At 72.6% G+C, this 13,226-nt stretch carries 14 protein-coding genes; 7 read left to right on the forward strand and 7 right to left on the reverse strand.

Features of this window, described 5'->3' with window-relative positions:
- Window positions 1–41 precede the first annotated feature (41 nt).
- Together ACZ4M5_RS30555 and ACZ4M5_RS30560 are read right to left on the reverse strand one after the other, a co-directional pair.
- On the reverse strand, window positions 42–290 hold the full coding sequence (locus ACZ4M5_RS30555) for a DUF3263 domain-containing protein (protein ID WP_467741601.1): 249 nt from the start codon (window positions 288–290) through the stop codon (window positions 42–44).
- Window positions 291–335: 45 nt separating this feature from the next.
- Window positions 336–1,589, reverse strand: coding sequence for an ABC transporter substrate-binding protein (locus tag ACZ4M5_RS30560; RefSeq protein WP_467741603.1), 1,254 nt, complete (start codon window positions 1,587–1,589; stop codon window positions 336–338).
- 132 nt (window positions 1,590–1,721) lie between these two features.
- Here ACZ4M5_RS30560 and ACZ4M5_RS30565 point away from each other — a divergent pair, with 132 nt between their 5' ends.
- The 3 genes from ACZ4M5_RS30565 (at window position 1,722) to ACZ4M5_RS30575 (ending at window position 4,929) form a co-directional block, all read left to right on the forward strand.
- Window positions 1,722–2,663, forward strand: coding sequence for an ROK family protein (locus ACZ4M5_RS30565; protein WP_467741605.1), 942 nt, complete (start codon window positions 1,722–1,724; stop codon window positions 2,661–2,663).
- Window positions 2,663–3,874, forward strand: coding sequence for an N-acetylglucosamine-6-phosphate deacetylase (gene nagA / locus ACZ4M5_RS30570; RefSeq protein ID WP_467741607.1), 1,212 nt, complete (start codon window positions 2,663–2,665; stop codon window positions 3,872–3,874). The genes ACZ4M5_RS30565 and nagA overlap by 1 nt, the downstream gene beginning before the upstream one ends.
- A gap of 125 nt (window positions 3,875–3,999) precedes the next feature.
- The gene (locus tag ACZ4M5_RS30575; RefSeq protein ID WP_467741609.1) at window positions 4,000–4,929 is read left to right on the forward strand and encodes a 1-phosphofructokinase family hexose kinase; all 930 of its coding nucleotides are present in this window, start codon (window positions 4,000–4,002) and stop codon (window positions 4,927–4,929) included.
- Between the two features lies 1 nt (window position 4,930).
- Here ACZ4M5_RS30575 and ACZ4M5_RS30580 read toward each other — a convergent pair whose 3' ends face one another.
- Together ACZ4M5_RS30580 and cdgB are read right to left on the reverse strand one after the other, a co-directional pair.
- Entirely contained in the window at window positions 4,931–5,878 is a 948-nt protein-coding gene (locus tag ACZ4M5_RS30580; RefSeq protein WP_467741611.1) for a CBM35 domain-containing protein, read from the reverse strand.
- 116 nt (window positions 5,879–5,994) lie between these two features.
- Complete coding sequence (gene cdgB / locus ACZ4M5_RS30585; protein ID WP_398110899.1) at window positions 5,995–7,656, reverse strand: diguanylate cyclase CdgB; 1,662 nt, start codon at window positions 7,654–7,656, stop codon at window positions 5,995–5,997.
- Window positions 7,657–8,016: 360 nt separating this feature from the next.
- On the opposite strand from cdgB, the gene ACZ4M5_RS30590 reads away from it, so the two are divergent.
- A complete protein-coding gene (locus tag ACZ4M5_RS30590) occupies window positions 8,017–8,604 on the forward strand; it encodes a flavin reductase family protein (RefSeq protein ID WP_467741613.1) in 588 nt (195 codons plus the stop codon).
- A 61-nt stretch (window positions 8,605–8,665) separates the two neighbouring features.
- On the opposite strand, the gene arfB is transcribed toward ACZ4M5_RS30590, so the two are convergent.
- Complete coding sequence (gene arfB / locus ACZ4M5_RS30595) at window positions 8,666–9,103, reverse strand: alternative ribosome rescue aminoacyl-tRNA hydrolase ArfB (RefSeq protein WP_467741615.1); 438 nt, start codon at window positions 9,101–9,103, stop codon at window positions 8,666–8,668.
- 146 nt (window positions 9,104–9,249) lie between these two features.
- Between arfB and ACZ4M5_RS30600 the strand changes: the two genes are divergently transcribed.
- The gene (locus ACZ4M5_RS30600; protein WP_010035999.1) at window positions 9,250–9,825 is read left to right on the forward strand and encodes a TerD family protein; all 576 of its coding nucleotides are present in this window, start codon (window positions 9,250–9,252) and stop codon (window positions 9,823–9,825) included.
- A 176-nt stretch (window positions 9,826–10,001) separates the two neighbouring features.
- Entirely contained in the window at window positions 10,002–10,514 is a 513-nt protein-coding gene (locus tag ACZ4M5_RS30605) for a GNAT family N-acetyltransferase (protein WP_467741617.1), read from the forward strand.
- A gap of 9 nt (window positions 10,515–10,523) precedes the next feature.
- Here the strand turns inward: ACZ4M5_RS30605 and ACZ4M5_RS30610 are convergent, their stop codons facing one another.
- The gene (locus ACZ4M5_RS30610; protein WP_467741780.1) at window positions 10,524–11,957 is read right to left on the reverse strand and encodes a M1 family metallopeptidase; all 1,434 of its coding nucleotides are present in this window, start codon (window positions 11,955–11,957) and stop codon (window positions 10,524–10,526) included.
- Window positions 11,958–11,964: 7 nt separating this feature from the next.
- Between ACZ4M5_RS30610 and ACZ4M5_RS30615 the strand changes: the two genes are divergently transcribed.
- Window positions 11,965–12,465, forward strand: a complete 501-nt coding sequence (locus ACZ4M5_RS30615) for a hypothetical protein (protein ID WP_467741619.1) — start codon at window positions 11,965–11,967, stop codon at window positions 12,463–12,465.
- Between the two features lie 45 nt (window positions 12,466–12,510).
- Here the strand turns inward: ACZ4M5_RS30615 and ACZ4M5_RS30620 are convergent, their stop codons facing one another.
- Window positions 12,511–13,182, reverse strand: coding sequence for a pentapeptide repeat-containing protein (locus tag ACZ4M5_RS30620; protein ID WP_467741621.1), 672 nt, complete (start codon window positions 13,180–13,182; stop codon window positions 12,511–12,513).
- Window positions 13,183–13,226: the final 44 nt, after the last annotated feature.

A 13,226-nucleotide genomic window follows, 5' to 3' on the forward strand; every position in this document is an offset into this window, starting at 1 on the left:
CGAAATCCACCACGCACCCGCGGACGACGGCCGACCCCAGGTCAGCGCTCCGCCCGACGGCGATCCCGCACCCGCCGCAACCGATTGACCGTCACCGGCGCATGGGCGAGAGCCCGAGGGTCGTCCAGCAGGGCGTTGAGGAGCTGGTAGTAGCGGACCGGCGCGAGACCCAGCTCCTCCCGTATGGCCCGCTCCTTCGCACCCGGACCGGGAAAGCCACGCCCCTCCAGCGCCAGGATGTCCCGCTCCCTGCGCCCGAGCCCCGTCCCGCCGCCGCTCTCCTCGTCCATGCCCGGCACCGTAACCCCTGCCACCGACAGCCGCGCCCCTCCGCGCTACTCCGCGCTCTCCGCCCGGCTCGCCGACGCCTGGAGGTGTCCCAGCACGCCCGAGACGCTGCCGCCGGGAGCCACGGCCTTGCCGATCTGCTGCTTGACCTGCGCGCTGACCTCGGCCCAGGACGTCTTGCCCACCGGGTAGATCTCGGAGGCGGGCAGTTCCTCCAGGAACGGCCTGAGGTGCTTGTCCCGGGCGGCGGCGGCCATGGTCGCGGACGCCGAGTTCGTCACCGGCAGCAGGTCGTACTCACGGGAGAAGGCCAGCACGTTCTTCTCGCTGTAGACGAAGTCGAGGAAGTCCCCGGCCGCGTCGCGGTGACCGTTCTTGCGGAAGGCCATCATCCAGTCGGCGACACCGAGGGTGGAGCGGCTCCTGCCGTCCTTGCCCGGCAGCGGCACCATCCCGTAGTCGACGCCCTTCTTCTCCGCGATCTTCATCAGCGAGGGGTGGCCGGTCAGCATGCCGACCTCCCCCTCGGCGAACGCGGAGAACGCGGCGGCCCGGTTGAGCTTGCCCGGCGCGACCGGCCCGGTCAGGCCCTTGCCGACCAGTTCGTCCTTCAGCCAGGTGAACGTGCCGATGTTGTCCGGGGAGTCGATGCCGTAGCTGCCGGCGGTGTCGGTGTAGCCGCCCCCGCCGCCGAGCATCCACTGCATGGTCTCGGCCTGCGCCTCCTCCGGCCCGAGGGGCAGGGCGTAGGGGTACTTCACGCCCTTCGCCTTCAGCTTCTCCGCGTCCTCGGCCAGCTCGTCCCAGGTCTCGGGCGGAGTGATGCCGGCCTTGGCGAAGAGGGACTTGTTGTAGAAGAGGACCCGCGTGGAGGAGGCGAACGGCATGCCGTACTGGACACCGTTCACCTGCCCGGCGGCGGCCAACTGCCCCAGGAAGTCGGCCTGCACGGGTATGGAGAGCAGTTCGTCGGCCTTGTAGAGCCGGCCGCGCGCCGCGTAGTCGGCGTACGCGCCGATCTGCGCCAGGTCCGGCGGGTCACCGGCCGCGACCATCTCCTTGACCTTGCGGTCGACGTCGTTCCAGGAGTAGACGCTGACGTCGACGTCCACGTCGGGGTGGTCGGCCTCGTACTCCGCGGCCAGCTTCTCCCAGTACTTCTTCGAGCTGTTGGCGGCGCTGTCGCCGTAGTCGGCGGCGACCAGCCTGAGCGTGACGTCGGCCGAGCCGTCCGAGGCCCCGCAGCCGCCGAGAACCGCCGTCATGCCCAGTGCGGACACCACCGCGACCGTTCCTGCCATCCGCCGCCGCTGCACCGCTGTTCTTCCCCACCCTGGCGTCGCCGCCGTTCGAGACTTTTCGATATCCGGAACAAGGTCTACACCACGTGAGTGGACTAGACCTCTTGCGGGTCCCCGGGTCACACTGTCCCCGTGAGACATGTCATCGCCCTCGACGTGGGCGGCACCGGGATGAAGGCCGCCCTGGCCGGACCCGGGGGCGAGGTGCTGCACCGGGCCCGCCGGGCGACCGGCCGCGCGCACGGCCCGGACGCGGTCGTCGCGGCCATCGTCGACTTCGCCGCCGAGCTGCACGCGTACGGCACCGAGCGCTTCGGCACGCCCGCCTCCGCCGCCGGCGTGGCCGTCCCCGGCATCGTCGACGAGGCCCGGGGCGTCGCCGCCTACGCGGCGAACCTCGGCTGGCGCGACGTCCCGCTGCGCGACCTGCTCACCGAGCGGCTGGGCGTCCCCGTCGCCCTCGGCCACGACGTGCGCACCGGCGGGCTCGCCGAGGGCCGGGTCGGGGCGGGCCGGGGCGCGGACCGGTTCCTGTTCGTGGCGCTCGGCACCGGCATCGCGGGCGCCATCGGCGTCGACGGCCGGGTCGAGGCCGGTGCGCACGGCTTCGCGGGCGAGATCGGCCACGTCGTCGTACGCCCCGGCGGCGCCCCCTGCCCGTGCGGGCAGCGCGGCTGCCTGGAGCGGTTCGCCTCGGCGGCGGCCGTCAGCGAGGCGTGGGCGGCGGCCTCGGGCACCCCGGGCGCGGACGCGGCGGACTGCGCCAAGGCGGTGGACTCCGGCGACCCCGGGGCGTCAGCGGTCTGGCAGGAGGCCGTGGACGCCCTGGCCGACGGGCTGGTCACGGCCCTGACCCTGCTGGACCCGCGCGTCCTGATCGTCGGCGGCGGCCTGGCGGAGGCGGGGGACACCCTCTTCACGCCCCTGCGTGAGGCGATCCGCAGCCGCATCACCTTCCAGAAGGAGCCGTCGATCGTCCCGGCGGCCCTGGGCGACGCCGCCGGATGCCTGGGCGCCGGGCTCCTGGCCTGGGATCTCCTCGACCGAACCGACCGCATGGAGGTAACTCCCTGATGGCCATTGCCCCAGGGGCGCGGGGAACTGCGCGACCAGCCACAGTGCATCCGCACCCCGCCACGGCCGGACTCCCCACGGTCCTCTCCGGCGCGACGGTGGTCCTCCCCACAGGAACCGTCGAAGACGGCCGACTGACCGTCGACGGCACCCGCATCGCCGCCGCCCCACCGGAGAACGCCCACGTCATCGACGTCACCGGCCACTACGTCGTCCCCGGCTTCGTCGACATCCACAACCACGGCGGCGGCGGGGCCTCCTTCACCTCCGGCTCGGTCGACGACATCCTCAAGGGCATCCACACCCACCGCATGCACGGCACGACCACCCTGGTCGCCTCCACCGTCACCGGTGACATGGACTTCCTCACCCGGCGTGCGGGCCTGCTGAGCGAACTCGCCGAGCAGGGCGAGATCGCCGGCATCCACTTCGAGGGACCGTTCATCTCCCCCTGCCGCAAGGGCGCCCACTCCGAGGAACTGCTGCGCGACCCGGACCCGGCGGAGGTCCGCAAGCTGCTCGACGCGAGCCGGGGGCAGGCCAGGATGGTCACCCTCGCCCCCGAACTGCCCGGCGGCCTCGACTCCGTGCGCCTCCTCGCCGAACACGGCGTGATCGCCGCGATCGGCCACACGGACGCCGGCTACGAGCAGGCCGTCGAGGCCATCGACGCCGGCGCCACGGTCGCCACGCACCTGTTCAACGCCATGCCCCCGCTCGGCCACCGCGCCCCCGGCCCGATCACCGCCCTCCTGGAGGACGAGCGGATCACCGTCGAGCTGATCAACGACGGTACGCATCTGCACCCCGCGGCCCTCCAGTTGGCGTTCCACCACGCGGGCGCCGGGCGGGTCGCGTTCATCACCGACGCGATGGACGCGGCCGGGTTCGGCGACGGCCGCTACTGGCTCGGCCCGCTGGAGGTGGAGGTCGCGGACGGCGTGGCCCGGCTGGTGGCGGACGGCACGATCGCCGGTTCCACCCTCACCCAGGACCGCGCCTTCAAGCGGGCCGTCACGGTCGACGGCCTGTCCGTCGAGGACGCGGTGACGGCACTGTCCACCACTCCGGCCCGCCTGCTGGGCATGGCCGACACGGTCGGCTCCCTGGAGCCCGGCAAGTCCGCCGACCTGCTGCTCCTGGACGCCGCGTTCGACCTCAAGGGCGTGATGCGCCGGGGCGAATGGGTGGTCGGTCCCCAACTGGGCTGATCCGTCCCGCAGTCGGAAGACGGTGGCCGAGTCCGGGACTGGGCCGGCCGCCGTCTCTTTGGCATGATCGGGCTTTCGGTTAAGTCCACGGCGACAAGCGCGTTTCTCGGGGGAGGTCGGCCGAGGTGATACTCACGGTCACGCTGAACACCGCTCTCGACATCACCTATCGCGTGCGGTCCCTCAGGCCGCACACCTCCCACCGTGTCACCGAGGTGACCGAACGCCCCGGCGGCAAGGGCGTCAACGTGGCCCGGGTCCTCGCGGCCCTCGGTCACCAGGTCACGGTGACCGGCTTCACCGGCGGCGCGACCGGCCGGGTGGTCCGGGAAGGACTCGCGACGGTGCCGGGCGTGGTGGACGCGCTGGTCCCGATCTCGGGCGCGACCCGTCGCACCGTCGCCGTGGTCGACGAACGCACCGGCGACACCACACAGTTGAACGAACCGGGCCCGACGATCCTGCCCGCCGAGTGGTCGGCCTTCCAGGCGGCCTACGCGGATCTGCTGGCCGGCGCCTCGGCGGTGGCGCTGTGCGGCAGCCTGCCACCGGGCGTGCCGGTGGGGGCGTACGCGGCCCTGGTCCGCACGGCCCGGGCCGCCGGGGTCCCGGTCCTGCTCGACACCAGCGGGGAACCGCTGCGGCGGGGTGTGGCGGCCCGTCCCGACATCATCAAGCCGAACGCCGACGAACTGGCCGAACTGACCGGCTCCCACGAGCCGTTGCGCGCCACGCAGGACGCCCGGCGCCGGGGCGCGGGCGCGGTGGTCGCCTCCCTCGGCCCGGCGGGCCTGCTCGCGCTCACCCCGGAGGGCCGCTGGCGTGCCACGCCGCCGTCCGCGCTCCGCGGCAACCCGACGGGCGCGGGCGACGCGGTGGTGGCGGGCCTGCTGTCGGGTCTGCTGGAGGACCTCCCGTGGCCGGACCGCCTGACCCGGGCGGCGGCCCTGGCGGCGGCAGCGGTCACCTCACCGGTGGCCGGCGAGTACGACCCCCGGACCTACGAGACTTCGCTGGCCACGGTCGCGGTGACGACGGAGGCCAGCGCGGCCTGATCTAACCCTGCTCGTCGGTGAGCCACATCTGGTCGAGCACCGCGTCGCACTTGTTGCCCTCGTTGCAGACGAGTTCGATGGTGTTCGTGCCCTTGGTCAGGCGGACGGTGGACCAGGTGTCCTTCCAGCCCTTTTCCCAGTCGCCCTTCGGCGTCCCGCCGAAGTTCTCCATGTTGACGGGCCGGCTCTCGGCCTGGCCGTTGACCACCAGCGTGGCGTCGGCGTCCGTGCCGGGAGTGCTGTACCGCACGTACAGCCGGTAGCTGTCGGCCTTCTTGATGCCGTCCACGGACCAGGTGACCTTGGCGCCGACCTGGTTGAAGCCCGTCACATAGACGCCGCCGTCGGCCTTGGCGCCCTTGAACTCCGACGCCGTCGACAGGCCGGGGCCGAGCCGCAGGGCCTTCGCGTCGATCGTCGGGAGTTCCGCCTCGCTGTCGTCGCCCTTGCTGGCCGACGGACTCGGCTTGGAGTCCTCCGTCTGCGTCGGCGCCGGGTTCGGGCCGCCGCCCTCGTCGCCCTTGTCGTCGTCGCCGCCCAGCATGGCCACGCCGATGCCGATGACGACCGCGGCGACCACCGCGATCGCGCCGATCAGCAGCCCCTTGGTGTTGGGCCCGCGGCCACCCCGGCCGCCGTGCCCCCCGTGCCCGCCCGAGTGCATCGCCGTCTGGGCGGTGGGAGCACCCCCGGGCAGCGTCTCCGGTGCGGCGTAGTGCGCGTTCGGCTGGCCGTAGGCGCCCTGCTGCTGCGGGGCCTGCCCGTAGGGCGCCTGCGGCTGCTGCTGGCCGTACGGGCGGGTGCCGACCGTCCGCACCCGGTTGACCGAGTTCGGGTAGCCGTAGCCCCCGGACGGCGGCTGGGCTCCGTTGGCCTGCCCGTCGGCGTAGAGATAGCCGAACGGGTCGTCGTCCTCGGGCGTGCTCGCGCCGTTGTTGCCGGGCGTCATCCCTTGGTCTCCTCAGTCAAAAGCGGTGCGTACGTTCCGGTCGTAAGACAGCGAGCCTACCCGCTCCCAGGGACCCGAACGGGTGACTCAGACCGCACCGACTCGCTGACCTGGGATCACCCCGCGCGTCTGTGTTGTTTGGGACGAGATCGTTTCTCGACGTACATCCGCTCGTCAGCGGATTTCAACACTTCGTCCGCCGTCATTCCACAGTGTGCCCATCCGATGCCGAAACTGGCGCCCACGCGGACGGCCCGCCCCTCGGCGCGGATGGGCTGGATGATCTCGTTGCGCAGCCGGACCGCGAGGTCCTGCGCGTCGGCGCGGCCGAGCCCGTCGGCGAGGATGACGAATTCGTCACCTCCGAGCCGGGCGACCGTGTCGCCGTCGCGCACGCCGTTGCTCAGCCGCCGAGCGACCTCGATGAGAACCGCGTCACCCGCGTTGTGCCCGAACCGGTCGTTGATCGACTTGAAGCCGTCCAGGTCGCAGAAGAGGACGGCGAGCCCCTTGGTGCCGTCGTCGTGGTCCCCGTCCGGCGCGACGGTGTGCACGTGGTGGTCGAACGCGTCGTACGGCTCGCCGCCCGCCGGGAAGTCGAAGCCGGTGCCGACCGCGTCGAACGCGGGGTGGCCGTAGGCGGCGTCGTGGGACTCGGCGACGGCGGCGTACGGGGGCGTGGCGCGCCGGCACAGGCGGGCCGACAGCCGGGAGCGCAGCTCGGCGGAGTTCGGCAGGCCGGTGAGGGAGTCGTGCGAGGCGCGGTGGGCGAGCTGGAGCTCGCGGCGCTTGCGCTCCTCTATGTCCTCGACGTGGGTGAGCAGGAAGCGCGGCCCGTCGGCGGCGTCCGCGACCACGCTGTTGCGCAGGCTGACCCAGACGTACGTGCCGTCCCGGCGGCCGAGGCGGAGCTCGGCGCGACCGCCCTCCGCGGAGGTCCGCAGCAGGGTGCCGATGTCCTCGGGGTGGACCAGGTCGGAGAAGGAGTAGCGGCGCATCGCGGAGGCGGGGCGGCCCAGCAGCCGGCACAGCGCGTCGTTGGTGCGCAGGATCCGGCCGTGCTGGTCGCCGCCCATCTCGGCGATGGCCATGCCGGACGGGGCGTACTCGAAGGCCTGCCGGAAGCTCTCCTCGCTCGCCCGCAGGGCCTGCTGCTCGCGCTCCAGGCGGACCAGGGCGCGCTGCATGTTGGCACGCAGACGCGCGTTGCTGATGGCGATGGCGGCCTGGAAGGCGTACATCTGGAGCGCCTCACGGCCCCAGGCGCCGGGCCGGCGGCCGTTGCGCGGGCGGTCCACGGACAGGACCCCGATCAGCTCGCCGCAGGCCGCGTTGCCCTGCGGGCCGGGCGCGTACATGGGGGCGAAGAGGCGGTCGGCCGGGTGCCACTCGTCCTCGAAGCGGGGTGCGGGACCGTCGGTGTACCACTGGGGGACGTCGTCGTCGTCGAGGACCCAGCCCTCGGTGTGGGGTATGAACACCAGGTCGCCCCAGTGCTCGCCCATGCCGAGGCGGCGGTCCCAGGAGTCGCGCGAGCCGACGCGGCCGGTGATGAGGGCCTCGGCGGCCGGGTTCCCGGCGAAGGCCGCGACGACGAGGTCACCGTCCGGCCGGACGAGGTTCACACACGCCAGTTCGTACCCGAGGGCGGCGACGACGCCTTCCGCGACGGTCTGCAGGGTGTCCGCCAGGCTGCGGGCCGTGTTCATGTCGGCCATGACCTGGTGCAGTTGCCGCAGGGACGCAAGGCGGACATACGGCTCCGACTCGGTCTCCATGCTCGCCCTCCCCCCGAGTACCTCGCAGCGAATCAAGAATCAAGGGTCTTCATCGGCGTACGGTCCTGGCAGCTTCCTTCGCCACTGAATCACAGCGCGCTGCCCACTCGGTACACAGGGTCAACAATTCCTGCCTCTTGTGACTCAAGTCACAGGCAAACCTGAACAATTGAGTGGAGTTTCTGCGTTTTTCACGTGCGCCTACCGAGCACAAAGTTCATCTCGTTGCACACATCTATTCATGAGGCTGTCGCGCAGATGGTGTTGCCCACCGTCCGGGACGTCCGCCGGGAGTCCTAGGACCGTGATCGGGCGGGAGCCCGATGCGCGGCGCCGAGGTCGGCGATTAGCGTTCCGGGTGTGCCGAACACTCCCGCCGCCCCGTCCGCGATCATGCCGTCGTCCGCCTCCGGGCATCCTGAGGGGGTGAGCAACGACGAGTTCCGCGCCGCCATGTCCCGGCTGGCCTCGGGCGTGGTCCTGGTGACCGCGCAGGAGCCGCCGCTGGACCCGGACGACCCCGCGGCCCCGGGCAGCGAGGACGTGGGCATGACCGCCACGGCCTTCATGTCGGTGTCCCTCGACCCGCCCCTGGTGCTGGTGAGCCTGCGCGAGGGCTCCCGCATGGACGAGCTGCTGGAGGAGCAGGACCTGTGGGCGGTGTCGGTCCTCTCCGAGAGCCAGCGGCACATCGCGGGCCGGTTCGCGATGAAGGGCCGGGTCAGCGACCGCCTGCTGTTCGCCGACATCCCGTACACCCGCGGCGAGTACACCGGGTCGCCGCTGGTGGGCGGCGCCCTGGCGGTCCTGGAGTGCCGCACCGAGCAGCGTGTGCGGGCCGGAGACCACACCCTGGTCATCGGCCGCGTCCTGACGGCCCGGACCCCGAGCGCGGACGGCGGCCCCCTGACGTACTTCCGCGGCCGCTACCGGCAGTTGGACCGATAGCCGTCTCCCGCGACCGGACCGTGGCGTGCTCGCCCCGGCCCGACGCGCCGGCGTGGTCCGGCTAGCCCCAGTTCCGCCCGGAGCGGCCGCGCTTGGTGTCCGAGCGCTGTTTCTTCTCACGCAGCCGGCGTTCGTTGATGCCGCGCGGGACGCGGGTCGGCCTGCGGGGCCTGGGCGGTGGCGCGCTGGCCTCGGCCAGGAGCGCGGCCAGGCGCACGGCGGCCGCCTCGCGGTTGCGCCACTGCGAGCGGTGCTCGGAAGCCCGGACGGTGACGACACCGTCGACCAGACGGCCGGCCAGCCGCTCCAGCGCCCGCCGCTTCCACACCTCCGGCAGCGCCTCGGTCCGCTCCAGGTCGAAACTCAGCTCGACCCGGGAGTCGCTGGTGTTGACGTGCTGCCCGCCCGGCCCCGACGACCGCGAGAAACGCCACATGAGCTCGGCCTCGGGCAGGGAGACGGAGCCGCGGATGACATGGGGACCGGACATGCCGTCCATGTTCCCGCTCCTGTCCCGTCCACGTCACCCGAATAATCCAGGGTAAAGAAAGTAAAGGACCTGGAACCTCGCGTACCCCTCTCCGCGTTCATGGGGGTAGCTGTAGCTTCTTTGCCGTACGCACACGAGGGAAGGGACTCCCAACAATGGCTGTAAGCCTGTCCAAGGGTGGCAACGTCTCGCTCACCAAGGAGGCTCCGGGCCTGACCGCCGTCACCGTGGGCCTCGGCTGGGACGTCCGCACCACCACCGGCACGGACTTCGACCTCGACGCCTCCGCGATCGCGGTCAACACGCAGGGCAAGGTCTACTCGGACGCCCACTTCGTCTTCTTCAACAACAAGCAGACGCCGGACAACTCGATCGTCCACACCGGCGACAACCGCACCGGTGAGGGCGCCGGCGACGACGAGGCGATCAACGTCAACCTCGCCGCCCTCCCGGCCGACATCGACAAGATCGTCTTCCCGGTCTCGATCTACGACGCCGAGAACCGCAGCCAGAACTTCGGCCAGGTCCGCAACGCCTACATCCGCATCGTCAACCAGGCCGGCGGCGCCGAGATCGCGCGCTACGACCTGTCGGAGGACGCGGCGACGGAGACGGCCATGGTCTTCGGCGAGCTGTACCGCAACGGCGCGGAGTGGAAGTTCCGCGCCGTCGGCCAGGGCTACGCCTCGGGCCTGGTCGGCATCGCCCAGGACTTCGGCGTCAACGTCTGACGGACGCCCTAGCGTCGTGAGCGGAGTCCCCCGGGCCGACGACAACCGGCCCGGGGGGCTCCCCGCTCAGGGGCGGGGAACTGCGCGACAAGCCACCGCCCCCTCCCCCGCACGGACGAGGCACCTGAGCCCCTCCGGCGACGCGAAGCCCTCCCCGCGCGGGATACGTTCCCCGGGTGATCCTCGCCCCCCTGCCCCCGGCTCCCCCGAGCGGTTCCCTCCTCGCGGAGCTGACCGCCCTCTACGCCTCCAACACCGCCTTCCACACCCTCAGCGGCGACTTCCCCGACCCGCACGACATCCGCCCCGAGCAGGTCGCGGCCGCGCTGGCCGAGGAGGGGGAACAGCCCGGCACCGAGGTCCTGCTCGCCCGCAGTTCCGGCCGCCTCGTCGGCATCGCCGTCACCCTCGCCCACCACCCCGACCCGGCCGACCCCGACCCGTGGATCGGTCTGCTGATGGTGGACGCCGCCCTGCAGGGCCAGGGACACGGCCGCCGTCTGGCCACCCTCGTCGAGGACCGCTTCCGCGCGGCGGGCCGCACCGCCGTGCGCCTCGCGGTCCTCACCGGCAACACCAGGGCCCTCGCCTTCTGGACCTCCCTCGGCTACGAGACGATCGGCCACCGCGAGGACCGGCAGCTGGGCCGCCCCTGCACCGTCCTGCGCAAGGCCCTCAGCACCCCCTGAGCGGGCGCCTCAGGCCCGCTCCGGCTTCCCCTCGCCGTACAGCCAGTTCCGCCAGACAGGGCCGAGGTCCGTCCCGGGCGCCTGCCGCTCGACGTAGGCGGTGAAGTCGGCCGTGCCGGCGTTCCCGTACCGGTACGCGGCGGCCCAGCCGCGCAGGATCCGCCCGAAGGCCGCGTCGCCGACGGTCCGGCGGACCTGCTGCAGCACCATCGCGCCCCGCCAGTACACCGGCGGGTCGGAGATCCGCGCGGCGTCCGGCGGCTCGGCCGGCGGGAAGGCCCACAGCTCCTCGGCCTCCTCCTCGGTGGCGAAGTAGCTGCCGGAGTACAACGCGTCGAACGTCTGCTGCGCGCTCCTCCCGCCGTGCTCCTCCTCCCACAGCCACTCCGCGTACGTCGCGAACCCCTCGTTGAGCCACATGTCCCGCCAGCTCTCCGGCGAGACGGAGTCGCCGTACCACTGGTGGGCCAGTTCGTGGACGAGGAGCGTCAGATCGGGCGCCCCCGGGAAGACCGGCCGGGTCTGCGTCTCCAGGGCGTAGCCGAGCTCGGGCGCCCGGTCGACGATCGCACCCGTGGAGGAGAAGGGGTACGGCCCGAACCGCCGCTCCGCCCAGGCCAGCACCTCCGGGAGCCGCCGCAGCACCGGCCGGCTCGCCTTCGCCTCGGCGGGGTCCACGGCCGTGTACACGGGCAGCCCGGCCGGGGTGCGGGAGCGGTCGACGTCGAAGCGGCCGATCGCGAGCGTGGCGAGGTAGCTCGCCATCGGCCGCCCCATGTGCCACCGGGTCGTCGTGCGGCCGCCGGCGGTGCGTTCGCCGCGCAACTCCCCGTTGGACACGGCCCGCAGGCCCTTCGGCACGGTCACCGTCAGGTCGTAGGCGGCCTTGTCGGAGGGATGGTGGTTGCCGGGGAACCAGGCCATCGACCCCGTCGGCTCCCCCAGGGCGAGCACCCCGTCCGCCGTGCGCAGCCAGCCCTCCTGCGAGCCGTCGGGGTCGGTGACGGTCTGCGGGACCCCCGAGTAGCGGACGGTGACGCGGAAGGCCCCGCCCCGGCGGATGTCGTCGCGCGGCCGGACGGTGAGTTCCTGGCCCGCGCGGTTGAAGCGGGCCGGGCGGCCGCCCACGGTGACCTCGCCGACCTCCAGGCCGAGCAGGTCCAGGTTGAAGGCGGAGAGGTCCTCGCTCGCGCGGGCGGTGAGGGTGGCCGTCCCGGTCAGGCGGTGCGTGTCCGGCTCGTAGGCGAGGCGCAGGCCGTAGTGGCGCACGTCGTACCCGCCGTTGCCCGCCTTCGGGAAGTACGGGTCGCGTACGCCGGAGCCGCCCGGGGTGCCGTGCACCCCACCGCCGCATCCGGTGAGGGCGAGGACGCAGGCGAGCAGGACGGGTACACCACGTGCAGAACGGGCCACGATCGCGATCCTATGGCGGCGTGACACCATCACCTGCGTGCTCGACATCGGCTACGCCCTCTCCAACCGCTTCCCCGACCCGCCGCAGACCGACTACCGCCGCGCGGACGTCCACGCGCTGCGCCACGACCTGTTCTGCGGTGACGTCTACCTGGCGGACACCAGGACCGACCACGAGGTCTCCACGTCCTGGGGCTGGGTGCCGGTGCTCGACTTCGCGTGGGCCCTGTGCGACATCGTCGAGCGCGTCGACCGGGACCCGGCCGGATCCCGGGCCTCCCGGCCGCAGCGCGCGGAGCTGGACTTCACCGAGTCGACGGACCGGATGCTCTTCCAGCGGCGCTTCGGCTGGGTCGACATCGAGGCCGACTGGATGCGTCCGGAGGAACCCCCGCTCACCGTCTCCCACCGCGAGCTGCGCCGCGAGGCGCGGGACTTCCTGCACGACCTGATCGCCGACCTCACCGACCTCCACGACGACCTCGCCGAGAACCCGGCGATCTGGACCCTCCAGTCCCGCTTCCCGCGGGTGTCGTGAGGCCGGCGGCGCGACTCGTCCCAGGCCGTCCTCGAACCGCCTCCGTCAGCCCTCCACCCTGATCCCCCACTGCGCGGCCAGGGCGGGAGCCAGGTCCAGCAGCTGGGCCGGGCTGATCACCGCGCCCGACAGACGGTCCAGGCCGCTGCTGATCTCCACCGACGCGGCCCCGCGCAGATCGACGTCGACGAGGGTCGCCGCGTGCAGGTCGGCGCCCTTCAGGACGCAGTCGACGAACTCCACCCGCTCCAGACGCGCCCCGCCGAAGTCCGGCTCGACCAGCACGCACCCCTCGAAGACGACGTCCCTCAGCCGGGCCGTGCGCAGATTCAGGTAGTCGATCTTGCCGCCGCGGATCAGCACCCGCTCCAGCACCGCCCCGTGCAGCTGCGGCCCGCCCAGGCGGGCGTCCGTCAGCTCCACCTCCCGCAGGGTCGCCTCGGCGAGGTCCGTGCCGACCCCGCGCACACCGCTGAGCACCGAGTCCAGCAGGCGGGCGTGCCGCAGCCGCGTCTCGTCCAGCGCGCACCCCGTCAGCGCGCAGTCCATGAACCGCGCACCGGACCCGTCCTGCCCGCCGAGGTCCACCCCGTCGAACCCCAGCCCGTCGTAATCCCCGTCCGGCTCCAGGCCACCGCCGCCGAACGGCTCCAGCGACGGCAGCCGGACCTCCGGCCGCCGCGCTCCCTTCACTCCGCCCGCCGCTCTCCTCGCCATGCCCCCATGCTGCACCCCGCCACTGACAACCCGCCCCCATCCGT

Source organism: Streptomyces sp. NPDC026246, from assembly GCF_055567995.1.

Coding starts and splice junctions, on each gene's coding strand:
- cdgB (WP_398110899.1), bottom strand. CDS start 7,656: ATGGAGACCGAGTCGGAGCCGTATGTCCGCCTTGCGTCCCTGCGGCAA.
- nagA (WP_467741607.1), top strand. CDS start 2,663: ATGGCCATTGCCCCAGGGGCGCGGGGAACTGCGCGACCAGCCACAGTG.
- ACZ4M5_RS30600 (WP_010035999.1), top strand. CDS start 9,250: ATGGCTGTAAGCCTGTCCAAGGGTGGCAACGTCTCGCTCACCAAGGAG.
- ACZ4M5_RS30610 (WP_467741780.1), bottom strand. CDS start 11,957: ATGGTGTCACGCCGCCATAGGATCGCGATCGTGGCCCGTTCTGCACGT.
- ACZ4M5_RS30580 (WP_467741611.1), bottom strand. CDS start 5,878: ATGACGCCCGGCAACAACGGCGCGAGCACGCCCGAGGACGACGACCCG.
- ACZ4M5_RS30560 (WP_467741603.1), bottom strand. CDS start 1,589: ATGGCAGGAACGGTCGCGGTGGTGTCCGCACTGGGCATGACGGCGGTT.
- ACZ4M5_RS30555 (WP_467741601.1), bottom strand. CDS start 290: ATGGACGAGGAGAGCGGCGGCGGGACGGGGCTCGGGCGCAGGGAGCGG.
- arfB (WP_467741615.1), bottom strand. CDS start 9,103: ATGGACGGCATGTCCGGTCCCCATGTCATCCGCGGCTCCGTCTCCCTG.
- ACZ4M5_RS30620 (WP_467741621.1), bottom strand. CDS start 13,182: ATGGCGAGGAGAGCGGCGGGCGGAGTGAAGGGAGCGCGGCGGCCGGAG.